This is a genomic window from Streptomyces sp. NBC_01142, from assembly GCF_026341125.1.
Taxonomy (GTDB): domain Bacteria; phylum Actinomycetota; class Actinomycetes; order Streptomycetales; family Streptomycetaceae; genus Streptomyces.
On record NZ_JAPEOR010000005.1, the window covers coordinates 114,514 to 137,821 of the forward strand.

Genomic DNA, 23,308 nt, shown 5'->3' on the forward strand with positions numbered 1-23,308 from the left:
CTCCGGCCCGGCCGCGGGAGCGCGCCGCCCGATCCGGCCACGCCGCCACCCGCTACCCCGACGACAAGCCGGCCGCCGGGCATCGACTCCCGCAGCCTGACTCTTCCGACCTCGGCCCGAACGGACGCCACCTTCATGACCGTTGAGAACCCCATAGCCGTGCTCCAAGAGCACCTTGACGGCCTGCAGCAGGAGTACGGGCCGGCACATCCGGAGGTCATCGAGGCCTGGACAAAGCTCGCGGAGCTGACCGGCCAACGAGGCGACCCCCGCGGTGCTGCGCGCCAGTACCAGCAACTCGGTGACACCCTGCGCGAACACATCGGCCCGTTCGACGGGAAAGTGCTGGACGCCTACGAGGGAATGGCCCGCTGGGTGGCCGGCGGCTGACCTTTTCCAGTCAGGTCAGGAGCAACTGCCGGGGTGTGCCCGGAGAGATGTTGGCGGCCCCCGTCCAGTTCCCTGCCTTCGCCTCCGCAGGGTGCGGTGGCGGCGCGTGATCGAGGACGGGGGGCCAGTGTCATGTTCTTCGGTGGTCGACTCCGGCGGGCGAGGTGTCCAGCGCCGGAGCGGGAAGGGCACGCCGCGCGCAGGCAGACCTCCGTGCTCAGGCGCGGGGAGAAGAGGGACGTGGACCACGCCCACGATCCGGGCTGGGCGTCGCTTCGTCGTCCCGGAGCCGTGCGGCGGTTATGCGTCGTACTCGCGCACCCGGGCGATGAGGCGGGAGGCGACGGTTTCCGCGACGGGGTCCAGGTCGGGCCGGATTCCGGCCACGGCGGCGAGCAGGGCGTAGGCGAGGCGGGACTCGCCCTTGGTCAGTACGGCCAGGCGCGGGCCCGGACGGTCGAGCTCGACGTTGAACTCCGCGGTTGCCACGGTGAGGCCACGCAGGGCGGGGCCGTACTCGGCGGCGCGCTCGGTGAGGCGGGCGGTGAGCGCTGCGGCGAGCGGAGCCAGCTGGGTGGCCGTTCCTTCGACGAGCGTGATCAGTGTGTGGACCGCTGCGGTCTCTCCGCTGGTCAGGACAGCCAGACGCGGGCCGGGACGGTCGAACTCAACAGTGAACTCTGCTGCCATGGCGTCGAGTTCACCGTCAGGACTGCCGGTCAGGGTGGTGATGCCGTCGTTGGCGTCGAGGTTCAGACCGCCGATCGTGCCCGCCATGATGACCGTCCCGGTCTGCACGCCGCCGGTGATGCTGTTAGGCCGTGTTGCTAAAGAAGGCTGGTGGGCCGGGTGCACCCAGACTTCGTCGTTGAGCAGCGCCATTCCCGGTACGGGGCAGGCCTCCCACCTGCGCCGGTGCAGCTGCGTGGTGTCCATCTCGCTACGTAAACTGCTGGCTCGTGCGCCTGCTTGTGATGCCAACGTGCCCACTGACGGCTTCCCGTTCGACCGAAGGACTGAGCCGTGCCCGACCGACCTGAAATTGTCTGCATCTGCGGCTCTACCCGGTTCGTGGACGAGATGCGAGCGGTGAACCGTGATCTGACCTTCGCAGGTGTCATTGTCGTCGCGCCAGGCGAAGCAGACGAGTTGATCACCGACGAGCAGAAGACCGCGCTGGACGCCCTCCACCTGCGCAAGATCGACCTGGCCGACCGGGTTCTGGTCGTCAACCCCGGCGGGTATATCGGCGAGTCCACGAGCAGGGAGATCGCATATGCGCACGCCACCGGCAAGCCGATCTCGTTCACCGATCCCATCTGACCAGTAGATGCTTCCTGGTGCGCGCAGGCAATAGCCCACGCGGAACGCGGGAGCCGCGGTGGGCCGGGCGGCGCAGGGGTCATGAACGGGCGGGGTCGCGCTCCGCCTTCTTTGCCTTAGCGGCATCTTCGGTCGGGGCGGTATTGCCGGCGGCGTCCTGGATCGACAGGTCCAGGTACAGGCGCGCCAGTGCGATGTACTCGGCGCGCCGCCGGGAGCTGATGTTCTCCCACGATGCCTGGGCGGCGTACGCCTGGGCCTTGTCCCGGTTGGTCGTGTGGTAGTCGAAGTTCGGCTTCATGTGCCGCATGACGCGGGTTCCTTCCGGATGTGCCGGCGCTCGAGGTCGGCCGGTGCGGCCGGCCGCTCAGAGGTTGATCAGGTCGCGGATCGCGTCGGGCAGCTGGGCGATCTGGTCGGGGCGGTCGAAGTAGTAGTCGCGGATGCGGCCGGCGAGCTCGCGGTCCACGGTCACCGCCTGCGGCGCCGCCGGCAGTTCGAGCGCGGTGCGCGCGGCGTCGTCCAGGTGCGCGGCGAGCGGCTGGTAGTCCCGCTCGTCGGTCTGTGTCATCAGGTCGTCGAAGGTGGGGCGAGGGCCGACCTTCGGGAGCGGGCCGACGGGGCGCATCGCGGGCTGGTCCGCCAGCCGCGAGTCGCGGGGAGTGGGCTGCTGCTGGTCTGTCATGTCGTCCTCCAAGGTCCGGTGGGGAGATTCGGTTGCTCCTCACCCTGAAAATCATCCTACTCACATTGTTAAACTTTGTCAAGCGATATGAAAAAGTAGCCCTGTCAGTGTCGGGGGACCTCGTTCATATCGACGAGCTGCACCACAACGCACTTCCGTCCCTTGATCGTCACGTTCTCCTGGACGCCCACGGACACCCAGTTCGAGCCGCTCTCGTGGAGCCGCTCCCGCTCCAGATTCCCGTACTGCGACACGTGCGCCACAGCGGCCCCGCGGCGGGAGACCATCTCGAAAACGACGGCATGGTCGGCCTTGCCGGACTGGCCGTTGTCCTCCCAGTCAGTCCGCGCGAAGTACTCGTCGGCCGCCACGTTGGAGCAGTGGGACGAGGAGAGGAACGACGGGCTGTGGTAGCGGCTGCCGGCCGGGAAGTTCTCCCGGGCCCATTGCGCGACCCGGTTGCCCTTGCGGACCTCCAGCGGGGGAGTGAACCCGCGGAAGGTCCGGTGCGGCACCTCGGCCGCGCCCGCCGAGCGGATCGCCGAGTTGATGTTCCCGGTGACCACCCGCATCGGGACGTCCATCTTCTCCGCCGGCTGGTCGAGGTCGCGCCCGTTGTAGAGGTGGGCGTTGATCTGCCGGTACTTCGAGCCGGTGTAGGTGCTGACCCAGTGGTGCTGCTCGGAGCTGAGGCTGGAGGCCCACGCATTCGACTCGGGCACCAGCACCCCGGCCCGGTTCTCCTCCAGCTGATCCCGGTGTGGGTCGCGGCCCAGCCCGTGCCGCTCCCACGGGCGGGCCGCCTGCCGGCTGCGCGCCGCGGCGATGATCTGCTCGGCATGATCGGCGGGCACGCGGTCGTAGATGACCTGGCCGTTCTCCACCCGGTAGGGCCAGGGCGAGTTGGCCAGCGCCTGGTAGCGGCCCTGGTCGAGCCGGTTGAACACGACCCGGGCGTGCGGCGGTTCATCTCCGTCCGCCGGATACACGGTCGCTGAGCCGGCGAAGTCGTCCCCGCGCCAGGCCACCGTCTGCCCGCCGTCGGCACGCGGCACGAACGTGGCAGACCCGCCCGCCCCGCTGGCCCGCGCGAACGCGTCGGCGGCACGGACGTGCTCGGGGTACTCCGGCAGCTGCGCCGCGCCCCACTCGTCCTCGGCCGGCTCGGGCGTTCGCGCGGGCATCGCCCACGCGACGCGGGGGTCGGCGGCATTGGGGTAGCGGGGCGCCTGCTTGCGGTCTTTCAGCATGGTGCGGGTCGCGGCCGCGGACAACTTCGCGTTGTCCGCGTACAACTTGGCCTGCTCGTCGTCACCGTTCTCGGCGGCCTGACGGGTCTTGGCCTCCCACATCTGGGCCGTGGCGTACGCGCCGTGCGCGGGGTGCCCGGCGCCGGCCACGGCGACGTCCTTGCGCAGCGCGGTCGAGGCAGCGCGGCGCGCGGCCCGAACGGCCGGGTGGGACGAGCCGCACCTGCGCCCGCCCTTCGATTGCGACCTGCACACCGCAGTGCCCTCCCTTCCTCGCCCGCGATCCGCGGGGCTGCCCCGGCGGGCAGCCACGTGATCTTGGAAGGGGTGGCCTGTGGACAGAGTCCGGCGATTGGCGGCACGGGCGGGTGGGCGCATGCGCACACGGCGCTGGGCCGGACCCGGTCTCGGGTCCGGCCCAGCGGGGCAGAGGCGGGGGGTCAGTAGCGGTGGCTGTCCTGGGTGTCGCAGAGCTGGACCACCATGTACTTGCGCTTGCCGATGGTGACGCCTTCCTGGATGCCGACGACCGTCCACTCCATGCCGCGCGGCATCAGGCGCTCGCGCTCGTGGTTGCCGTACTTGGAGACCGATGCCACGGCTGCGCCGCGGCGGCTGACCGTCTCGAAGACCACCCCGTGGTCCGCTCCCCAGCTGTTGGAGAACCTGGCGGCCACCGCCGGATCGTGCGAGACCGACATGTAGGAGTCGTCCCGGTACTGGGCGCCGACCACGAACTTCTCGCGCACCCACGAGGAGACCCGGTTGCCGGCCAGGACTTCCGGGGGCGGGGTGAAGCCCCGGTACCCGCGGTGCGCGGTCTCGGAGACGCCGGCCGCCGCGATCGCCGAGTCCATGTGCTTGGTGACCGTGCGCATCTTCACCTTGAGGTGCGCTGCCGGTTCGTCCAGGCTCCGGTGCTTGTAGAGGTGCTCGTTGATCGCCTGGTAGTCGTGGCCGGTGTACTTCTTGATCCACCTGCGCTGGCTGTTGTTGAGGCCGTCGACCCACCGCTGCGACTCGGGCCAGAGCTTTCCGGCCTCGGCGGCGTCGAGCTTGTCGCGGTGGGCGGCGTCGCTGAGCCCGTGCCGCTCCCACGGCTTGGCAGCGCGGCGGGAGGCGGCCGCGTGGATGATCTGCTCGGCGTGGTCGACCGGGACGCGGTCGTAGATGACCTGGCCGTTCTCGACCCGGTAGGGCCACGGCGAGTCGGCCAGCGCCTGGTAGCGGTCGCGGTCGAGCTGGCTGAACACGACCCGCGCGTGCGGGGGTTCGTCGCCCTCGCTCGGGTAGACCGTGGCGGCGCCGCCGAAGCCCTGGTCGTTCCAGGCGGTCGTCTGCCCGCCGTCGGCCCGCGGCGGCAGGACCCGGGCGCGCCCGCCGATGCCCGCCGCGCCGGCCAGCGCTCGCGCCGCGCGGGTCTGCTCGGGCGGCGGCGGGGGCGGCGCCGCAGTCAGGGCCTCCGCATCGCCGGCGTCCGGGTAGGGCTCCTTGGGCTGCTTGCCGCGGGCGTACGCGCGGGCCGCGGCCGCGCACTTCTTCGCGTTGTCCGCGTACATCCGCGCCCGGTCGTCGTCACCGGCGTCGAGGGCTTCCTTGGTGCGCGCCGTCCAGGCCTGCGCGTTCGCGTACGCCGCCTGCGCGTCCGCGTCCCCGGTCTCGGCGACGGTCTTGCCCAGCTGGAGGGAGGCGGCGCGCCGAGCCGAGCGCATGGCCGGCTGCGACGACGTACACCGCCGGCCTCCTTTCGCTATGGACCTGCACACGCCCGCTCCCATCTGCCGCTTGCCGCGCGACCACCCGTCCGGGCGGTTGGGTGATCTTGCGGAGGCGGGCCTGTGGACAGAGGCCGGCGAACGAGCAGACGGGCAGGCGCAGCGCACCCCCCGGGCACGGCGTGCCCGGGGGGTGCGGCAGGGTCGGCGAAACGCGGTGAGGCGGGGCGGCCGCGTACGGCTGCCCCGCCTCACCGGGTCGATGGAGGATCTACGCGAGGTGGTCGGCGATCCGTGTCGCGGACTCCTCGGTCAGGATCGTGATGGCCGGCTGCTGGGCCGGGGCGAGTTCGGACCCGGCGCTCTCGCCCGCGACCGGCAGCGTGGTCTTGGTGCTGACACTGGCCGCGGGCGCCGCGTGCTTTGCCGAGGCTCCGGGCGCTCCTGGGAAGGAGGGACACCGGGGGTTGCGGGGGAGCGCGTCTTGGGGCGACTCGGTCGCCCGTTCACGGTGTTCGAGCCTGTGAGCCGGCCTGGGCCTTTCCTCCTGCGGTCAGCTGAGGGTCGGCTCGGGGTTGGAACGCCGCCGGATGGACGGGTCGAGCGCCACCTGCACGGAGGGGAGGCTGTCGACGCGGCCGTCCTCCTTGTAGACCACGGTCACGCCGCCCACGATTTCGAAGGCGGGATCGTTGTCCTTCAGGAACTCGCGTGCACCGACCTCGAAGACGTACATCGTCTCGTTCTCCACGATCGTGCGGTCGTCGATGGAGAACGTCCCGAGCTTCCAGGTGGGCTCAAGTTCTGCGCGCACGCGGTCACGTGCCTGCTCGTACGTGATGGTCATGAGTGTGTCCAATCCTTCAGAGTCTATATCACTAATGTACTCACAGAGGGGAGTCGTGTCAAGTTTTCACTACTCGTCCCGGCTGTGCCGACCGCTCAGTCCGCGATGAAGGGCGCAAGGGTCTTCTTGGAAGGGGTGGGTTTGTCATCGAGCCGCAAGTACCCGGACTCCGTGGCGAGGGAGAAGTAGTGCGAGGCATCGGTCACCGGAGGTGTCGGCTGCGCGTCGATGAACCGGATCTTGCCGTCGACGTTCTCGACGTTGAAGGCGTGGCCGCCTCCGTTCTTCCATCGGACCCTGACGATGCCGCGCGAGCCGGGTTCGGCGAAGGCCCGCTCCACCTGCGAGCGGCCGACATCCGACGCCGATTTGTCGCAGTGCGTGAACTTCTGCCAGCCGCCCCAGGGTTCGCTGTACTCGACGAACGATCGGCCACCCGTCGTGTCCGGCGCCGCCTGGACGTCCAGTCCGCGTCGGCGCAGCTCGTAAGCCTGCGACACGTGGGTGCAGTTGTGCGAGTAGGCCCGCACCCCTGCCTGGTACTTCGGGTTGGCACCGGCCAGCGCCTTGTCCACCTGCTTGGTCGTACGCCGTGCCTCGGCGGCTCGGGCCACACGCCCCTGCGTGTGGATCCGGGCCAGGTGTGCCGCGTGGTTCATCTGGTTCTTGGCGTCAAGCGCGGCGCGCTCTGCGGCTTCGTGGTCACCGGCCTCGGCGGCGGCGCGGGCACGGTCCGCGCTGGACTGGGCGCGTTCGTGCGCCTCCCAGGCGCCGCCGCCGTAGTCGACCTCGCCGTCGTCGAGGGCCTGCCGGTATCCCTTCGCCGCTGCGGAGGTGACCGTGGCGTACCGGGCGCGCCGCACCGCCAGACTGCTCCCCCGGCAGCGCCGGCCGCCCTGGGCGAGTGATCTGCACACGTCTACTCCCCTGCTCCGGGGCCAGTTACCTGGCCGTTCACGAAGCAGGGTGAAATGGCAGGCCTGTGGACAGAGGCCGCCCGTTCAGGGGAGCGCCGGCCGCGGCGCTCAGTGCCCACCCACGTGACGGCGAGACGCGGTGAGGCGGGGCAGCCGCGTACGGCTGCCCCGCCTCACTGGGGGGAAGGGAAGGGTCAGGAGAGGTGGTCGGCGACCAGCGCCGCGAACGTCTCCTCGTCCAGGATCTTGATGCCGAGCTGCTGGGCCTTGGCGAGCTTGGACCCGGCGTTCTCGCCCGCGACCAGCAGAGTCGTCTTCTTGCTGACGCTGCCCGCGGGCTCGCCGCCCGCGGCCTCGATCAGCTCGTTCATCGCGGTCCGGTTGCGTCCGGCGAGCGGACCGGTCATGCCACCGGTGACCACGACGGAGTCCCCGGCGAGCGGGCCGGAGGTGTTCTTCGCGGGGGCGTCCGGCTGCTCCATGTTCACGCCCGAGGCCTTCAACTTGGCGATGACGGGGCGCAGCACCTGAAGGTGGGCGACGATCTTCGCCGCGTTGGCGGAGCCGACCTTGTTCACCCTCACGGTCACCTGGGCCAGAGCCTCGGCGTCGGCGGCCAGGACCTCGTCCATGGTGCCGAACTGGCGGGCGAGAGCCTTGGACACGGACCGGCCGGTCCGCACGATTCCGAGGCTGCACAGCACCCGGTCCAGCGGCTGCTCCTTGGCCTTGGCGATCTCGCCGAGCACCGTCTTCGCCCGCTTCGCGGACCCCGTGGCCTCGGCCAGCTGCTCCTCGGTCAGGGCGAAGTAGTCCGCGACGTCGCCGAGGACGCCCATGTCGACCAGGGCCTCGATGTAGGTGTCGCCGAGCCCCTCGATGTGCAGCTGCTCGCGGCCGACCGCGTAGATGAGGCCGGCGAGCGCACCGCAGGTGCCGTTGATGCCCTCGGCGCACTCCCACCGCTCACCGGAGGTGTCGACGTCGCCGCCGCACTGCGGACAGGACGAGGGGAACTCGACGGGCCGCTCGCTGCCGGTGCGCTTGTCCGCCGCCACGCCCAGGACCTGCGGGATCACATCCCCGGCCTTGGCGATGACTACGGTGTCCCCGACCTTCAGGCCCAGCTCGCGGATGAACCGCGGGTTGTTCAGCGTCGCGAACTCCACCGTGCTGCCCTCCAGCTCGACCGGCTCCAGCACCGCGCGGGGCGCGATGATGCGGGTCTTGCCGACGTTCCACTCGATGTCGATGAGCCGGGTTTCCGCCGTCTCAGGCGGCAGCTTGAAGGCGGTGGCCCAGTGCGGGTGATCACTCGCGTTCCCGGCCTCCTCCTGCTCGGCGACCGCGTTCGCCTTGACGACCACGCCGTCGATCCCGAACGGCAGGTCCGGCCGCATCGCGGCGATCTCGTCGACCCGCTGCTGCGCCTCGGCCAGCGTGGCGTACACCCGCAGTCCGGCCGCGGAGTCGGCGGTGGTCTGCACCCCCGCCTCGGAGACCTGCGCGAGCAGCTCCTCGTGCGTGGACACGGCCGGGGCGAACGGCACGGCGTCCAGCTCGACGGCCCCGTACGCGAAGAACGAGAGCTCGATGCGGTACGGGCGGTTCTTGGCCGCCAGCGTGCCAGCCGCTCCCGCGCGCGGGTTCTTGAACGGCTTGGCCTTGTGCGCGCGGCGGGTCTCGTTGGCCGCCTGGAACTGGGCGCGGGTCAGCAGGACTTCGCCGCGGATCTCGATAGTCAGCGGCACGGACAGCGTCGCGGGCAGACCGTCGATGACGCCGATCGCGTGCGAGACGTCCTCGCCCGTCGCATGGTCGCCGCGCTTGATGAGCTGGTCCAGGCGGCCGTCGCGGTAGCGGGCGGCCACGGCCAGACCGTCGAGCTTCGGCTCGACCGCGTACCCGCCGCGCACCGGTCCGCCCAGGCGGCGCGACAGCGACGCCTGCCACTTCACCAGCTCGTCGGGCGAGTACACGTTGCCGAGCGACAGCATGGGCACGGTGTGGGCGACGTCGCCCACCGGGGCCGCGCCGCCGCCGACCTTGCCGGTGGGGGAGTCGTAGCGCAGGTGCTCGGGGCGGGCGCGCTCGTACTCGCGGATCTGGCGGGCCAGCTGGTCATACGCGGCGTCGGACAGGGTGGTGTCCCCCGGCCCGTAGTACGCCCGGCAGGCGGCGAGGGCGGTGTCCACCGCGGTGTTGTACGCCGTGAGGTCGGCCAGGGGAGCAGCGAGTGCAGTGGTCATGCAGGTTTCCTCTCGGAAGGGGATGGGGGCAAGGCGGCCCGCAGTCGGGGCCGTCCCGGGGCGACGGACTCGGGGATCGGAGTGGTCGCCTGTGGTGCAGCGCCCTGCTCGTGCGGGGCACGAGCGGTTGAGGCGCGGCCGGGGGTTACGGAAGTTCGAGGTGCTGGTCGCACACCCACGACTGGACCCAGCCCTCGGTGACGCGGTCGAGCAGGACGTCGTGGCCGTTGGTGCCGGGCTCGCACAGTCCGCACTCCACGCGGTCGGCGCGCAGCAGCTGGAGCGGGGTGAAGCGGGTGTCGCTCGGAACGCTCCACCGTTCGACGCGGACGGTGTCGTTGTCGTACGGGCGGTAGCTGACGGGGATGCGGGACATCCCCGGAGGGTCGTGGTGGTCGGTGCCGGTCACGGTGACCGCGGTGCCGTTCACGGTGAGGAGATCGCCCTCGCGCAGTTCGCGGGCCTCGACGCCGGTGACGACGGAGCCGGTCATGACGAACACACCCGCGGGCAGGTCAGCAAGGCGCATCAGAGGCGTCCTTCCAGGGAGTTGGGAAGCGGGTGGACAGCAGGCGGGGAGGTCGCGAACGCCGTCCTCCCCGCCCTGGCCCGTGGCCGGTGCGGGACGAGGCCGGCGAGCGGCCCGCCCCGCACGGCGCGGGTGTGCTACGCCGCTGCGGCGAAGGCGTTGCGGATGACCTTGAGCTGCTGCTCGGCCGTCTTCGCGCGCGGCTTCCACTCATCCAGTTCGCGGGTGGCCTTGGTCAGCTTCTTCAGGGCGGCGTCCAGTTCGGTGCTGTACCAGGTGGCCTTCTGCGCGCGCTCGATGAGCTCGGCGAGCGTCAGCCCGCTCACGTCGATCGCCGACGGGTCCGGAGTGGTCTTCGGCGCCTTGACCGCCTGGTTCTTGTGGACCTTCGTGTGCGGCCACACCCCGCTCGCGGACGGCCGGGTGAACTCGCACCCCTGCCAGACGCAGTTGTAGACGACGGTGTCGTCCTCCAGGAGGACCTTCAGGACCTCCTTGAAGTAGCGGCGGTTCTCCGGAGTGCTGCGGGGGGTCTCGGCGAACTCGAAGGCCATGACCTTGAGGCCGTTGAGAATTCCATTCGCGGTTGCCACAGGTGCAGTTCCTAACGGGAAGAAGGGGGAGGGCAGTTGGCGGGAAGGGCGGCCACGGGACGCCGGGGACGGGACCGGCGCCCCGTGGCCGGTCGGTGAGCCGCTACACGGTGGCCAGCGCGGGCGGCAGGCTGTGGCGGTCGATGAGGTCGCGCACCCACGCCGGGGCCTCACGCAGGGAGCCGCCGGGGGAGGTGGGGTAGTACGGCTTCTCGCCGCGGTTCTGCTCCGGGGCGGGCTGCTGCCCGGTCGCCACCCACGGCCCCTGGAACATGGCGACGTCCAGCCGCCACACGTTGTCCTCGGCGACGTAGGTGAACTTGACGGCGTCGGGGCGCAGCGGGTTCGGCGTCGGCCTGTTCAGGGGGTGCCACTGCGGGATCTCGGCGGTGCCGCTGATCCCGGAGTAGATGGTGCGCTGCGCGCTGTCGTGCGTGCGCGTGTACCGGGCGGGCAGCAGGGCGTCCGGATCGGACGCCGTGCTCATGAGGTCGTTGAGCCATCCGGGGCGGCCGGTGCTGGCGTTCTCGGGGTAGTGGTGCTGCTGGCCGCGGTGGGCGTGTCCGGACTGCCCGTCGGGGGCGTGGTTGCCCGTGCACGTCACGATCTCCAGCTTCCACGCGGAGCCCCGGCGGCTGGTGTACGTCAGCCGGAACCCGGTGACGGCCAGTGGCGCGACCTCGGTGGGAAGGTGCGGCACCGATCCGTCTGCGGACGGGGCGATCGTGTACTCCACGATGCGGGTCGCGTAGTCGTTGATCAGCGTGAGGACGGCGGTCACAGCGGAGGAATCCCTTTTCGGTCGGCTCAGCGGATGCGCGTGTGGCGGGCGGAGATGGCCGCGTCGCTCAGCACGCAGGTCGGGCAGGAGCGGGGCGTGGTGGCGGACGACGGGCCGGACTTCCAGGTCAGGCCCCGCCCGCAGCGCCCCCATACGGATGCGATCCAGTAGTCGGCGCGCTCCTCGGCCCAGAGGCTGTCGGGGTTGCCCGTCCAGTAGCGGGTCGACCAGGGGCCGGCCGCGATGTGGACGTAGTGGCCGTCCTCGTGGGCGCTGACGCCGTGCCCGTACAGGGCGGCGTCGTGCTCGGCGTCGGGGGACACGGAAATCTCCGTCGCTTCAGTCGCTGGGGGGGGGAGGGGGCCGCCGGGAGCGGGTGGGGGAGTGCTCCCGGCGGCCGGTCAAAGGGGCCGGTCAGGCGGCCAGGGCGAGGAGCTGGCGGTGGGCGGCGGTCTTCTTCTTGGTGACCGCGCCGATGTCGGACAGCGACCGCGCGGCGCGCGCCGAGACGGAGTTGGCCTTGGCGTAGTGGTCGAGGTACTCGCCGATCGCGTTCCAGCCCGCCCACGCGGTGCCCCGGATGCTCTCCTGGGTGGCCGCGTTCTCGAAGAGGTTGCGCAGGGTGGTCATGCGCTGCTCGTAGTTCTTGCGGGTGCGGGTGGTGGGGCTGGTCGGGACCGGCCACAGGTCGCGGCTGGTGACGAGCTTCTCGAACTGGCCCATGGCCAGCGGGGTGTTGAGCATCCGCTCGGCCTCGCGCTCGAAGGCGTCCTGCCAGTCGAAGAGGACGGCCAGCTCGTTCTCCAGCGTGACGAGCTTGTCCAGGGCGGAGCTGGTGTGGGGGACCGACACCTTGTGCTTGGCGCCCGCGATGATGATCCGCTGCATGTTGCCGCAGTCCAGGCGGGTCGGGCCGATGTGCAGGGAGTTCGCCGAGGAGCCGTCGTGGCTGCCGAAGAGAGTCAGGTGCATGTTGTGCTCGTCGACCCCGCCGATGCGCATGGTGCCCGGCAGGCTCATCGAGATGAAGAACTTCTTGCCGTTGTCGTACGCGCCCGCCTTGTGGAAGACGGCGCCGCTCTCGCGGCGGGCCAGGTCCAGCACGTTCTCGTACGCCTCGATCTGGACCGGGGTGTACTTGCGGCCGACCGCGCTGAGGTACTCGGTCGCGTTGGTGCGCGGGTTGGTGCGGACCGTGGCGCGGGTGTCGGGCATCTTCACCTCGGTGGCGCTGACACCGTCCTCGTGGATCGTGACCTCGGTGGCGGTGACGTTCCCCATGAGGCGGACGTTCCAGTCGCGCAGGTCGGCCATCTCCAGGGCCTCGCGGGCGGTGTTCGCCTCGCTCACGCTGGCGCCCAGGATGCTCCAGGCGTCCTTGCGGCCGGGGGCGCGGAGGGCAGTTCCGTTGGTGGGGATCTCAAGCACAGTCACAGGCAATAGCTCCTCAATCGACTGGGAGTCCCGTCCGACCCCCTGACTCTTATAATGTAACGCATGGGGTACTCTTGAGTCAAGTTAAAAGGGTCAACGGGTGAGAGTGCCGCCCACCGCACCCCCGCGGGCACGCAAAAAGGCCCGTCGGCAGACAAGTTGTCGACCGGCGGGCAGCGGGAGGGGCAGTGCGGCACACTCACCCGTGGCGCAGGAGAGTCTTCGGAGGAATTCGCATGGTGGGGCGTACGGAAAGGCCGGCTAAGAACCCGGCGATCGCGGCTGTGGTGCTCGGTGTCGTGGCCTTCGCGGCCGCGTTGCTCGCCAACTCGGCCCAGCAGACCGCAGCGACATGGGCGGCCATCGCGGTCGTCGCCGCGTGCACGGGGTGGCTCGCCTGGGACGGCTGGCGCCGCTGGCAGCGTGAGCGGGCGGACCGGCACGGAGGACCGGCCGAGTAGCCGGCAGGGTCCGCAGGACCTGCGGACAGCAGAAGCGGGGCCGGACAGCAGACCGAAGTCTTCCCCTCCGGTGAAGAAGGGGATTTGCAAGACCGTCCGGCCCCTCACCACGAACACCGCCGCCCAGGCCGCCGAGGCGGACGGGACGAGGTGAACGCACCCCTACTTTAGCGGCCGCGCACCGTACCCAAGCCCCGTCCCGAACTCCGGGACGGGGCTTGCCGCTCTGGGGAGCCCGGAGGAAGCGCGGAGTGTGGTGTCCCCGGCGTGACCTGCCGGAACGCGCGCCGAGAAGTGGGGCGCCTGATGTTCCTGTGATCGTTGTGACCTGAGCGACGGTCGGGTAGACAGGCGTCCGGCGCACACGGCGCGCGCGAGGGGGAGAGCATGTCCGACCGGAAGACGCCTCGAGGCGAGCGGGAGCTGGCCTGGCACACGCACTTGGAGGTGGCGACCCGCACGCCGTTCCTTGGCGCCACGCCGGGACGCGACCGCGACGGCCTGGTCGGCGAGGCGGTGTACGACAGCTTCGCCGTGCACACCGCGCTGCACAGACTGGCAGCCGGCATCACTCCCGACTCCCCGCTGGTCCCGGTCCTCCTGCCCGCGCTGATGGCCACACGGCAACTCCTGGCGCTGCGCTCGTCCTGGACCGGCTACTGCAACGAGCGGTTCGCCCTCGACCCCGCGGCAACGGACGAAACGAGCGAGATGTCCCGCCAGTACGTGGCCGCGGAGGTCGCACGCGCCTGGCCGAAGTTCGACGAGGGGAAGGCCGCGTACGGCGAGGCGACGGCGGCGGTCCGGGAGTTCCAGCCGGTGCTGGCCCAGTTCTGCGGCCTCGACTCCACCAGCGCGAACACCGCGGCGCCCGGCGGCTGGGAGCCTTTCGGGCTGCGGCTGGTCCCGGGCATACGGATCGCGAAATGAGCGAGGGCTGGACCATCCTCGCCGGCATCGCGGCCGCGGCCGTCGCCTGGTTCCTTGTCGCCGCATGCCGGGCCGCCGCTCAGCTGGCGCGCCGGGACACGCGGCAGGACCTGATCAAGCTCGGCGGGATCCCGGAGACGTCCAAGACCCTCACGGAGATGAGCCGGCTGCCGACCTACGCCCTGGCAGCGCCGTTCGCCTCGGGCCGCTCGAACCCGTTCGGATGGCTGTGGTGGCGCGTCGAGCCGACGGCCGATGGAACCACCCGTCGCGAGATGGGGTGGGCGCTGACGTACCGCGGGGCCCGGAAGGCCGCGGGGCTGCCGCTCTCCTTCAGAGCGCAGCACGCCGAGATCATCATGGCTCCCGGACACCAGGCGCAGCCCCACCCCGAATGACGGTGCCCGGCCTCCGGGCGGAGGCCGGGCACCAGGGGTGAGGCCGCAGAGCCGCACGCACCCGCAGGACTCCGCTGCACCGGACCCGCGGGACCGGACGGGCGCCGGCAGGGACTCGGTGGGGCCGGGGCGTCAGGCGGACTGGCGGATGATCCGCTCGGCCGCCATGTGACCGTACTGGGCGACCAGGTAGGCCACCTGCCGCTCCAGGCCGCGGTTGTTGACGTCGTCGGCGGCCTGGCGGCCGGCCTCGTCGTGCAGCTCGTCGGAGTCGACTTCGTCGGCGGCGTTGGATGCATCGCCGGCGTAGCGGGCGGCCGCATCGTGCACGGCTTCGTCCAGGTCGGTCGGGTCGATGCCGAGGGAGCCGGCGAGGGTGAGGAGCCGCGCGGCGTGAGCGGTGTCCTGGGGGCTGAGCGGAGCGTCGGCTTCGATGTCGAGCAGGACGGTCACCTGGCTTCATCTGGAGGGCCCGGAAGTCCCGGGGCGTCGGAGTCAGCGGTGTGCTGAACGGTGGGTCGGTGCAGGCGGTCAGGCGTCGGCCGGCACCTCCTCGGTGGGGCGGAGCTTGCGATTGCGGACCAGCCAGTCCCGAACCTCAGCGATGTCGCGGGCGCTGCTGTCGTCCTTGGCAGGGAAGGGGTCCTTGGACTTCTCCGGGGTGTACGAGCGCGCGTAGTGCTTGATCGTCTCGATGTTGAGACCGAGCTCGTGGGCCAGCGGGGTGGGCCGCAGCCGGCGCGGCTCCTGCTCGGGAGCGGTGTCACGGGGGCGCAGCGCGGTGCTCCCGGCGTCCTCCAGACCGAGGAGTTCGGCCAGCCACTCCGCCTGGCCGGGGCCCTCCAGGTGGAGGACCTCGGCCAGCCACTCGACCGGTACGTTCGCGCCCGAGGTACGCGCGAGCCGGGCGCGCTCGATTACATCGCGCTGGCCGAGGGTGAGGCCCAGTTCGTCGAGGTAGACCCTGCCGTCGCGTGCTTCGGTGCCGTCGGTGGGGCGCCGCATCAGCCACGTGCGGACCTCCGCCCAGACGTGATCGCCGCCCTCGTCCGGCGTCGGCATCGGGTCGGAGCGGCGCAGCAGCCACGCGCGGACCTGGCTCCAGGAGCGCTTGCCGTCAATGTCCGCCGGAGGGAAGGGGTCGGCGACCGTGCCAGCCGGGTACCGCTCGGCGTACTTGTTCACCGCCCGCCGCGTCAGGCCCAGCAGGTCGGCCAGCTCAAGGGAATCCAGCAGCACCTGCGTCGGCTGGGCGGCGAGAACCTTGGTGGTCAGGTCGCGCGGGCCGGACCGGTCGGCCCGCGCGAAGGGCTGGCCGACGTACCAGTCCAGGACGGCGTCGCGGTCGCGGTAGATCGTGCGGCCCTTGCGGTCGATCTCGCCGGGGAAGCTGTCATCCGCCACCCAGTTGTGGATGTGGCTGCGGCCGGTGGCGTCGGCGATCTGCGCGGCGGTGACGCGCTCGGGCAGCTTCGCGAAGGCTGCCCGGACCTCTTCGATGTTCTTCATGAGGGGGCTCCGGGTTGGCGTATCGGCAGGTAGGGGCGGGACTTGGTGAGTCTCTCCATCTTCCCAGTATTCTCTAATGTTCCCATGGAGGGGGTTTGGTGTCAAGTTTGACGGTCGCCCGTGAGTCGCGGAAGAGGCCGGCCGCCGCTCGGCGCGCGGAGCGGTCCGCCGGCCGCGTGCGCGGCGTCGCGCCCGGCGGAGGTCAGCCGCAGCAGGTGGGGGTGGCCGCGGTGTTCGCCGCCGGGATCCGGTGCGCCAAGGAGGTGGCCGCAGGCGTCGAGGAATCCGGCGAGGCCGAGCACCTCCAGCGCGTGGGTGTCGGCCTCGCTGACGAGCATCGGGTGGATGCTGCCCGAGGGCCGGACGGCGGCGTCGCGCAGTGCCGCGAGCCGGCGGGGAGTCAGGCGGGGCGGCATGGCCGTCAGCCCCAGACCACGTCGCGGCCGTGGTCGGCGCACCACCGGGCGAGATCGTGCAGCTCGACCAGGCGGTGCTGGAGGTAGCCGGCGCGGCGGCCGCCCATGTGGGTGCGCCCGCTCCAGTAGCCGTCGACGCCTGCGTCCTCGGGGGTCAGGGCGAGCGCGACCAGGACGCGGCCGAGGAAGTCCCGGGCCGGGAGCTGGCCCGCATCGCCCGCCGCGTACGGCCGCACGGCAGGATCCGGGACGGTGCCCGGCAGCACGTCCTCTTCGCGCGCGGCCGCGCAGAGCGCCGGCGTCGGGTCCGTGCCGGACGGCTCCGTTGCGGGAAAGCCGAGCAGGTCCGCCAGGCGCACCGCGTTGTGCTCCGAGACGTTCACCTCCGGGATGTCGCCGTCGGGGTCGACGCCGTGCACCCGCAGCGGGTAGTCGGGGCAGATGTCGGGCATCCCGCAGCCGGGCAGCGGGCCCCGGGCGGAGCCCGCGGCGAGGACCTGGACCTCGGCGAGCGCGTCCTCGTACGAGGAGTGTCGCGCGGCGAGCTCGGTGGCCTGCTCGCAGCCGCAGCTGGCGGCGAATCGGCTGGCCGGTCGCCATTCGGCGGTGAAGGTCACGGACACGGGCGCACCCCTTCTTGTCTCTGTGCGGAGGATGAATGCCGGGGCGGTGGGCGGGTGTTGCGGCGTCCGCAGCACCCGCCCGCGGGGTCAGTAGCGCGCGGCGACCGGGCCGATCTCGTGGAGCGGCGAGGTGAACGGGCTCTCCATGCCGGGGTCCGTGCCGAACAGCATCCGGTGGATCGCGCGGGCGTGCAGCCATGCCTCGTCCCAGTCGCCGTCGCTGTTGATCGCGAAGCAGTCGGGGGCGAGCGTGTGAGCGCGCAGCATGACGGCGGTGACCGCCATGTCGTACGGCTTGGGCCTGGTGTCCCCCGTCTTGCAGAACGAGTAGGTGAAGCCCCGCTCGTCCTCGAAGTCAGGGTCCAGCTCGATCGCGAAGGTCTCGTAGTCCTCGTCCGCGGCCATCAGCCCGTTGACGACGATGGCGTCCTCGTCGATCCGGGGTACTCCGGTGCCCGCGCCGCCCGCGAGCGCGATGTCCTGGGTCTGCTCCACCAGGTCCAGGATCGCCGCGGCGTCCAGACGCAGTTGCAGCCAGATGGACCGGAAGTTCTCCGCCTTGGGCGTGTACGCGAAGTAGTTGGCGTGTCCCATGGTGGAGCTCCTTGCGTCGGTGCGGGTTCGTGGCGTGCTGCTCTGGGCGCTTGCATCGCCCGATCAGCTATTCACTAATGTACTCCACGCGGGGGTGTGTGTCAACGTGGGCGGGCGCTCCGGGTCGGACGTACCGACCGGTGCGGTCACGCCGTGCGCGATCGCGCATGCGCGGTGACCCGCTGCGCCCATCAGGGCCTCGGAGTTGGGTGGTCACGAGGGCGTGGGAGTGATCCAGTCCCGGATCGACGCGCGCCCGTCGGCGTTCCTGATGGAGAGGGGCCACAGGTCGCAGTAGTCGAGAACGGGGCGGCGGGGGCGGGTGCCGAGGAGAAGTTCGATCGTGACGCCCGCTTCATCGGCGATACAGGCGAGGTCCGTGGTGGACGGCTCGAGGTCGCCGGCCAGAAGGCGGGGAAGTTCTTCGTACTGAAGCGGCTGCCCCTGCGCCTGCAGGCGCGCAGCGAGGGTCCTGATGCGGTCGGAGACAGGGTTCATTGGTGACCTCCGGGTCGGGTGGGTGGACTGCTGTACCGGGTGACGAACTCGGGTTCTCGCCGATGGCGGCGCATGCCCGGAGCCGGTCGGGCCCCGGGCGGACGGTTGCTACATCACCTGGCGGAGGTGCCGCTCGGGCTCGAAGGCGTCCGCGTAGTTCAGCTCCTTGCTGGGCTCGTAGATGCGGGCCTCCTCGAAGGCTTCCTGCCAGGGAAGCGGGTCGGCCCGCCCGTTGATCAGCTCCCAGGCCCGGAACGTGTCGGCGCCGCCCTCCGGGTCCCTGGTCAGCACGGTGACGATCCCGCCGTCTTCCACCGCGCGTGCGGCGATGGCCAGGAGGCCCATCTCCTGGACCTCCCCCAGGACCTTGTTGTCCTTCTTCACCGCCAGCGCGAACAGGGCCGTGTCCTCCTCGTGCGAGAGGTGGACGGTCAGCGTGTGTGTGCCCCCGCCGAGACCGACGGTGATCGCACGCAGGAAGGCGGGCGGCAGCAGGCCGAACCCGTCCATGAACTCGTCGTGCGTCAGGCCCATGGCCGATGCCCTGCGCTCGATGAGCTCCCGGCACACGGTGCGGATGTGGCGCAGGCGCGGCCGGTTGTCCTTCGGGTCCGTCGGTTCGCTGGCGGTCATGGCGCGCCTCCTGGGGGTGGGTGTTGCCCGGGTTCCCTCGAGCAGATACCCACTAATGTACTCAGAGAAGGGATATACGTCAATCCTTGGGCGTCATCCTGGGGTTGGGGGGCTGCCGGGACCAGGGGGTGCTGGGCTTGGACAGCGTCGTCGGGGCGAAGGCTCAGACGGTGCGGTCCCGGCGCTGGGCCATTTCCTGGGCGAGGTGGCCGCGGACCAGTGCCGCGGCCGCGCCCTCGGGGGAGTGGAACGGCTCCGTGATACCCGGCCCCGTCCAGCGTCCGTCGGCGGTGCGGCTCGTCGGCCCGAGCTCGGTGCGGCCCACGCGGACCGACTGCTCGCCAGCGTCGGTCGGTGCTCCGAGGCGGGCGCGAGCGAGCGCGTCGTTGATGTCGCGGACGGTGCCCAGGCGTCCGGTGTCGTCGAGTACCAGCGCGGTGGCCTCCAGGCGGCCGCCGGTCTCGGAGGCCAGGGCGGACAGTTCCCGAGCGAGGACACCCGGCTCCGACTCTGCGCCGCACACGGCGGTCGCCGCGGTCTCGTCGGCAGCCGTGCGGACGCACGCGAGCCGGGCGGCGGTCGAGCGGCAGTTCTTCGCGGACTGCGCGTAGCGGTCGCCGGGCATTGCGGTCATGGCCGCGTCGATCGCGGAGAGTTCGGCCGCCGCCGAGGACGTCGACTGCAGGTCACGCCAGATCCGGTGGAGGGTGTCCAGGTCCGCGTCGGCGCTGTGGCGCGCGGTGTACCTGCCGTTCAGATCAGCGGGCGGCTGCTCGGCGGTTGCCTCCAGGCGCACGCGCGCCTGGAGACAGAACGTCAGCAGCCGGGCCAGCGACAGCGCGAGCCACTCCCGGGTATCGCCCGTCGACTCGTCCAGCAGAGCCTGGGCGGGCGCCTGGACCAGGCGGAGCAGCCGTGCGACGCGCCGGCACCCGGCGCGGCTGTGCACGGCGTCCCGCTCGGCCCCCACGATCTCGAGGCCGCTGAGGATCGCGGCGACGTGCGGCTGGCGCAGGGCGTAGAAGGTGAAGGCCCGCGCCGTGGTGTCGATGAGCTCCTGTCGCTGCAGCGGGACGAGGCTGACGGCGACCCGGGCCTCGGGGGCGCCCGAGTACGCGGCGGCCGGCTCGTCCGGCAGGCCGTGGCCGGCGATGTGGAACATGACGGCGTCCCCGCCCGCGCCCTGCAGGCTCTGGCGGAGCGGCCCCTTGTCGGGGCCGACCCGGGCGAAGTGGCCGCCGCCGGCCGCCAGGACCTGGCCCACGGCATGGCCGTCGGCGGCAAGGACGTCGTGCGTGCCCGTGTCGGCCAAACGCAGCCGGAACGAGGGGAAGGCGTCGAGGGGTTCGGTGTCCATGAGCGTGTGACTCCTGATGCGGAAGGTGAGAGGCGAGCGGGCGCGCCTGCTGCCGGCCTGGCGCCGACCGGCGATCAGACGGTGTTGCCGACGGGAGCGACGGGCGCGCGACGGGTGGTGCCGAACCAGTTGGTCTCGTACTGGAAGTCGGCGAAGGGGCCGGTCAGCTGCATGCCCCACCGCTCGAGGTTGGCGGCAAGGCGCCGGTCGGACTCGGCCGCCTCGAAGCCGGTCACGTTGTAGAACATGCGGCGGGGCTCGTGGGAGCAGCCGCATGCGCACACCAGCCGCGCGGCGATCGTGCCATCGGTGCTGTACCGGGCCAGCTCGACGCACACGAACCCCGTGGCGCACTGCTCGGCGCGCTGCGCGTCCCACGCGTCGCGGGCGTCGTAGAGCGCAGTCCGTGCCTCCTGCACCATCGCCTCGGTGATTCCGTCCGCGGTGAAGTCGCCCCAGGTCTTGCGTCCGTCGGTCACCTCGTGGACCAGGTTGGACAGGGCGACCGCCACGCAGGTCAGTTCGAAGCCCAGGTTGAAGCCGTCGCCGTAGCCGGAGCCGGTCTCCCGCACGGGCCTGTGGCACAGGAGGTAGGCGCCCTCCCCGTCCACCGGCGTGGCGTCCTTCAGGACCGCCCGGACGACGGGGTAGTCCCCGGACGGGCAGTACTGGGCGATGTCGTGCGCGTACAGCTCGGCAGGAAGCCTGAAGGCGCCGGCCGGTGCGGACAGTGCGGTCATGAGGATCTCTCGTCTCAGTGGGAGCGGGGCCCACCGGCCGGTGGGCTCGCGCTGCATGGTCAGGCGACGCGGAGCAGCAGCCGCAGTGCCTCGGGGCGGACTTCGTCGTCCCGCACGATGGAGCCGTCCGCGGCCGCCCAGTACGCCTCGGTGCCGCTGTCGCGGACGATGACGGTGCGCATCAGGGTGCGCGAGCCGTCGGTGACGACGTCGCCGCAGCGGAAGAGGCCGACGATGATCTCGACGTCCAGGTCGTCCTCGGACTCGAACTCGATGTACGTGCGGGGCGAGAGCTCGAGGCATCCCGGCCCGGACCGCTCGACGGTCGCGGAGACGGTGACGCGGACGCGGTCGCCCGGGGACAGGCGGGGGATCGGCACGAAGCCTCCTGGGTGGCGGGTGGACGGCCGAAGGGCCGGTGAGTGAGAACCCGGGCTGACCTGCGGGGGAGAAGTGGTGTCCCCCCGGTCGCCAGTGATTCAGACGGCGAGGGCGAGCGCCTGGCGCGCCGCACAGGCGCAGGAGGACGTACCGGTCGGCACGGGGAGCTGCGCGGCGGGGATAACCATGACGAGCTCGTCCGGCCGCCACACGAAGGACTCGCCGTCCAGCGCCAGCGACTCGCCTGCGGCGTCCATCGCGGGTGCGGTCTCGAAGGTGGCGTAGGTGTGCACGCCCCAGAACATCCCTCGCCGGGGGGCGGTCGGCTGCTCGCAGTCGCCGAGGTACCAGTCGCCGGGCTGGACATCACGGGCGGCCACCACGCGCAGTGCGGCGGGATCGGCCTCGGCCGGCGGCTGCTGGTAGGCGTAGCCCGGGGAGTCGGCGAGCGGGCGGGCGGTCACGATGACCGGGATGAACGCGACGTCGATGACGGCCATGGGCAGGGCTCCTCGGCTTGGGGCGGTGGGCGTCCGTGGTCTCGGGTCCGGTGCTTGCTTCACCAACCCGATAACTCTAATGTACTCCATAGTGGGGATTGGGGCAACATTTAAGGGTCAATCGCGGTGTGCGGCGGGGTTCCGCTACGCCATGCACCGTGCTGCAGATGGGGCAACGGGTGCAGCACCGAGCCCCTCCGTGCTCCGGAGATCACGGCCCAAGGCCCGTCGGCAGCAGCCCCGGGCAGCGATCGCCGCTGCGCCGCGCTGCACGCGTGACCTGCGAATTCGACTGGCGCGGGACCGAAGCGGAGCAGCCGCAGCCGAGTGCAGCGCCGAGCAGCGCGGAGGCGGGCACCGCCGGGAAGCCGGTATGCAGCGCCCCGTGCTGCGCGCTGCTGCGGGGCAGCGCGATGTGCTGCACGCTGCCCCGGCGGGAGGCTGCTCAGGCGTTCGCGGGCGCGGTGAGGAGGTCCGCGATGAAGGCGGCGGCGTGCGCCGAATCCGTCGCGCAGTCGGGACGGGCGTGCGTGGCCGGCGCACCGAAGACCGGGTCGCCGACCGGCTCGCCGCTGCTGTCATGACGGAAGACGACCCAGCCGCGGTGGGCTGCGGGAACGTGCCCAGTCGAGCCGGTCCGGTCCGCGATGGACAGGTGGGCGCTGGACCACACGTCATCCGCCGGGGTGCCGAAGTCCAGGGCGACGGCGTACGCGTTGTCCCAGGAGGCCGGGGTGATGCCGTACTCGCCGAGCGCGCGCACCAGTTCGGCGCCGGCCGAGGTACGCGGCTCGGCGAACCACTGGGCCACCGCCCGCGCGCCACGGTCGACCGTTTCCACGCTGGCCACGCCGCGGGACTCGAAGACGGTGGCCACCTCGTGGAAGTCCGCTCCGCCGTCGGGTTCCCAGGCCACCGCGCTGAATCCGTCCGGCCAGCCGTCGGAGGCCGTGAACACCTGAAGCAGCACATGCGGCCCCTTCAGAGCGGCATCCTGCGGGACATGAGCCGGGTGCGCGAACACCACACCTTCCTCGGCATCGTAGAAGCCGGCCACATCCGCACCCCGGAGCGCGTTCAGCAGCCGCTGCGCGGAACCGGGCACAGGCTCGGGCGCGCGGCCGGCGAACCACAAGGCCGCGTAGTCGACGACCGCGGCCGCGCAGCGCCGGGCGTCCTCGGTGATGCTCAGCGCCGGATCTCCGGCGAAGACGACGTCAACGAACTCATGGTCCGGCTCATACAGGGAGGCGGACCACGGCTCGTCGTGCTCGGCAACGGGCCGGTCGGCGCTCTCCCCGGAAGCGATCAGCACGTGCGGGTGGTCCCGGACGTCGTCGCCGCAAACGGTGGGGTTCAGCGGGACGGCGAGCGCGGTGACGCCGCCCTCCTCGTACGGGTAAGCGGGGTAGCCGTGGGCGCTGAGCGCGGCCGACACGACGTCGCCCACGGTGCGGTGAACCATCGGAGCAGAATCCATCGGGGCAGGGTCCTTCCAAGCGGTGGGCGGGGGAGCAGGGGAAGCGGGCCGGAGAAGCCGGGGGCTCACGCCCGG

30 protein-coding genes are annotated in these 23,308 nt (G+C 71.4%); 5 read left to right on the forward strand and 25 right to left on the reverse strand.

What is annotated here, in order from left to right:
* Positions 1 to 135 precede the first annotated feature (135 nt).
* Complete coding sequence (locus tag OG883_RS44010; protein WP_266554088.1) at positions 136 to 390, forward strand: hypothetical protein; 255 nt, start codon at positions 136 to 138, stop codon at positions 388 to 390.
* A 300-nt stretch (positions 391 to 690) separates the two neighbouring features.
* Here OG883_RS44010 and OG883_RS44015 read toward each other — a convergent pair whose 3' ends face one another.
* On the reverse strand, positions 691 to 1,326 hold the full coding sequence (locus OG883_RS44015; protein ID WP_266554090.1) for a hypothetical protein: 636 nt from the start codon (positions 1,324 to 1,326) through the stop codon (positions 691 to 693).
* A gap of 87 nt (positions 1,327 to 1,413) precedes the next feature.
* Here OG883_RS44015 and OG883_RS44020 point away from each other — a divergent pair, with 87 nt between their 5' ends.
* Positions 1,414 to 1,713 carry a hypothetical protein gene (locus OG883_RS44020; protein WP_266554092.1) on the forward strand — a complete coding sequence of 100 codons (300 nt, stop codon included), beginning with the start codon at positions 1,414 to 1,416 and terminating at the stop codon, positions 1,711 to 1,713.
* Positions 1,714 to 1,792: 79 nt separating this feature from the next.
* On the opposite strand, the gene OG883_RS44025 is transcribed toward OG883_RS44020, so the two are convergent.
* The 12 genes from OG883_RS44025 to OG883_RS44080 all read right to left on the reverse strand — a co-directional run bounded on the left by OG883_RS44025 (position 1,793) and on the right by OG883_RS44080 (position 12,713).
* Positions 1,793 to 2,023: a hypothetical protein gene (locus tag OG883_RS44025; protein ID WP_266554094.1), complete on the reverse strand. Its 231-nt coding sequence runs from the start codon at positions 2,021 to 2,023 to the stop codon at positions 1,793 to 1,795.
* 57 nt (positions 2,024 to 2,080) lie between these two features.
* The gene (locus tag OG883_RS44030) at positions 2,081 to 2,398 is read right to left on the reverse strand and encodes a hypothetical protein (protein ID WP_266554096.1); all 318 of its coding nucleotides are present in this window, start codon (positions 2,396 to 2,398) and stop codon (positions 2,081 to 2,083) included.
* 104 nt (positions 2,399 to 2,502) lie between these two features.
* Positions 2,503 to 3,903 carry a hypothetical protein gene (locus tag OG883_RS44035; RefSeq protein WP_266554098.1) on the reverse strand — a complete coding sequence of 467 codons (1,401 nt, stop codon included), beginning with the start codon at positions 3,901 to 3,903 and terminating at the stop codon, positions 2,503 to 2,505.
* A 185-nt stretch (positions 3,904 to 4,088) separates the two neighbouring features.
* Positions 4,089 to 5,360, reverse strand: coding sequence for an ADP-ribosyltransferase (locus tag OG883_RS44040; protein ID WP_266554100.1), 1,272 nt, complete (start codon positions 5,358 to 5,360; stop codon positions 4,089 to 4,091).
* A gap of 556 nt (positions 5,361 to 5,916) precedes the next feature.
* Positions 5,917 to 6,210: a hypothetical protein gene (locus tag OG883_RS44045; protein ID WP_266554102.1), complete on the reverse strand. Its 294-nt coding sequence runs from the start codon at positions 6,208 to 6,210 to the stop codon at positions 5,917 to 5,919.
* Positions 6,211 to 6,305: 95 nt separating this feature from the next.
* Positions 6,306 to 7,127: a toxin glutamine deamidase domain-containing protein gene (locus OG883_RS44050; protein ID WP_266554104.1), complete on the reverse strand. Its 822-nt coding sequence runs from the start codon at positions 7,125 to 7,127 to the stop codon at positions 6,306 to 6,308.
* A 194-nt stretch (positions 7,128 to 7,321) separates the two neighbouring features.
* Complete coding sequence (gene ligA / locus OG883_RS44055; protein WP_266554106.1) at positions 7,322 to 9,376, reverse strand: NAD-dependent DNA ligase LigA; 2,055 nt, start codon at positions 9,374 to 9,376, stop codon at positions 7,322 to 7,324.
* 145 nt (positions 9,377 to 9,521) lie between these two features.
* On the reverse strand, positions 9,522 to 9,905 hold the full coding sequence (locus OG883_RS44060; protein WP_266554108.1) for a hypothetical protein: 384 nt from the start codon (positions 9,903 to 9,905) through the stop codon (positions 9,522 to 9,524).
* A 137-nt stretch (positions 9,906 to 10,042) separates the two neighbouring features.
* Positions 10,043 to 10,498: a hypothetical protein gene (locus tag OG883_RS44065; protein ID WP_266554110.1), complete on the reverse strand. Its 456-nt coding sequence runs from the start codon at positions 10,496 to 10,498 to the stop codon at positions 10,043 to 10,045.
* 103 nt (positions 10,499 to 10,601) lie between these two features.
* Complete coding sequence (locus OG883_RS44070) at positions 10,602 to 11,279, reverse strand: hypothetical protein (RefSeq protein WP_266554112.1); 678 nt, start codon at positions 11,277 to 11,279, stop codon at positions 10,602 to 10,604.
* Positions 11,280 to 11,305: 26 nt separating this feature from the next.
* The gene (locus tag OG883_RS44075) at positions 11,306 to 11,602 is read right to left on the reverse strand and encodes a hypothetical protein (RefSeq protein ID WP_266554114.1); all 297 of its coding nucleotides are present in this window, start codon (positions 11,600 to 11,602) and stop codon (positions 11,306 to 11,308) included.
* Between the two features lie 91 nt (positions 11,603 to 11,693).
* Positions 11,694 to 12,713, reverse strand: a complete 1,020-nt coding sequence (locus tag OG883_RS44080) for a DUF932 domain-containing protein (protein ID WP_266554116.1) — start codon at positions 12,711 to 12,713, stop codon at positions 11,694 to 11,696.
* A 236-nt stretch (positions 12,714 to 12,949) separates the two neighbouring features.
* Here OG883_RS44080 and OG883_RS44085 point away from each other — a divergent pair, with 236 nt between their 5' ends.
* From OG883_RS44085 to OG883_RS44095, 3 genes are all read left to right on the forward strand, one after another.
* A complete protein-coding gene (locus tag OG883_RS44085; RefSeq protein WP_266554118.1) occupies positions 12,950 to 13,174 on the forward strand; it encodes a hypothetical protein in 225 nt (74 codons plus the stop codon).
* Between the two features lie 387 nt (positions 13,175 to 13,561).
* The gene (locus tag OG883_RS44090) at positions 13,562 to 14,104 is read left to right on the forward strand and encodes a hypothetical protein (protein WP_266554120.1); all 543 of its coding nucleotides are present in this window, start codon (positions 13,562 to 13,564) and stop codon (positions 14,102 to 14,104) included.
* Positions 14,101 to 14,502, forward strand: coding sequence for a hypothetical protein (locus tag OG883_RS44095; protein WP_266554125.1), 402 nt, complete (start codon positions 14,101 to 14,103; stop codon positions 14,500 to 14,502). Before OG883_RS44090 ends, OG883_RS44095 begins: the two co-directional genes overlap by 4 nt.
* 132 nt (positions 14,503 to 14,634) lie before the next feature.
* Here OG883_RS44095 and OG883_RS44100 read toward each other — a convergent pair whose 3' ends face one another.
* From OG883_RS44100 to OG883_RS44155, 12 genes are all read right to left on the reverse strand, one after another.
* Positions 14,635 to 14,955: a hypothetical protein gene (locus OG883_RS44100; RefSeq protein WP_266554129.1), complete on the reverse strand. Its 321-nt coding sequence runs from the start codon at positions 14,953 to 14,955 to the stop codon at positions 14,635 to 14,637.
* Positions 14,956 to 15,033: 78 nt separating this feature from the next.
* Positions 15,034 to 16,011, reverse strand: coding sequence for a hypothetical protein (locus OG883_RS44105; protein ID WP_266554131.1), 978 nt, complete (start codon positions 16,009 to 16,011; stop codon positions 15,034 to 15,036).
* A 101-nt stretch (positions 16,012 to 16,112) separates the two neighbouring features.
* Positions 16,113 to 16,427, reverse strand: a complete 315-nt coding sequence (locus tag OG883_RS44110) for a hypothetical protein (protein ID WP_266554133.1) — start codon at positions 16,425 to 16,427, stop codon at positions 16,113 to 16,115.
* A gap of 5 nt (positions 16,428 to 16,432) precedes the next feature.
* Positions 16,433 to 17,050 carry a hypothetical protein gene (locus OG883_RS44115; RefSeq protein ID WP_266554135.1) on the reverse strand — a complete coding sequence of 206 codons (618 nt, stop codon included), beginning with the start codon at positions 17,048 to 17,050 and terminating at the stop codon, positions 16,433 to 16,435.
* An 87-nt stretch (positions 17,051 to 17,137) separates the two neighbouring features.
* Entirely contained in the window at positions 17,138 to 17,644 is a 507-nt protein-coding gene (locus tag OG883_RS44120; RefSeq protein ID WP_266554141.1) for a hypothetical protein, read from the reverse strand.
* 213 nt (positions 17,645 to 17,857) lie between these two features.
* Positions 17,858 to 18,142, reverse strand: coding sequence for a transporter (locus tag OG883_RS44125; RefSeq protein ID WP_266554143.1), 285 nt, complete (start codon positions 18,140 to 18,142; stop codon positions 17,858 to 17,860).
* A 108-nt stretch (positions 18,143 to 18,250) separates the two neighbouring features.
* Positions 18,251 to 18,775: a hypothetical protein gene (locus OG883_RS44130; RefSeq protein WP_266554145.1), complete on the reverse strand. Its 525-nt coding sequence runs from the start codon at positions 18,773 to 18,775 to the stop codon at positions 18,251 to 18,253.
* Positions 18,776 to 18,938: 163 nt separating this feature from the next.
* Positions 18,939 to 20,132, reverse strand: a complete 1,194-nt coding sequence (locus tag OG883_RS44135) for a hypothetical protein (RefSeq protein WP_266554147.1) — start codon at positions 20,130 to 20,132, stop codon at positions 18,939 to 18,941.
* A 74-nt stretch (positions 20,133 to 20,206) separates the two neighbouring features.
* Positions 20,207 to 20,872: a hypothetical protein gene (locus tag OG883_RS44140; protein WP_266554149.1), complete on the reverse strand. Its 666-nt coding sequence runs from the start codon at positions 20,870 to 20,872 to the stop codon at positions 20,207 to 20,209.
* A gap of 59 nt (positions 20,873 to 20,931) precedes the next feature.
* Positions 20,932 to 21,252: a hypothetical protein gene (locus OG883_RS44145; RefSeq protein WP_266554151.1), complete on the reverse strand. Its 321-nt coding sequence runs from the start codon at positions 21,250 to 21,252 to the stop codon at positions 20,932 to 20,934.
* Positions 21,253 to 21,351: 99 nt separating this feature from the next.
* On the reverse strand, positions 21,352 to 21,753 hold the full coding sequence (locus OG883_RS44150) for a hypothetical protein (RefSeq protein WP_266554153.1): 402 nt from the start codon (positions 21,751 to 21,753) through the stop codon (positions 21,352 to 21,354).
* Between the two features lie 445 nt (positions 21,754 to 22,198).
* Positions 22,199 to 23,218: a hypothetical protein gene (locus OG883_RS44155; protein WP_266554155.1), complete on the reverse strand. Its 1,020-nt coding sequence runs from the start codon at positions 23,216 to 23,218 to the stop codon at positions 22,199 to 22,201.
* Positions 23,219 to 23,308: the final 90 nt, after the last annotated feature.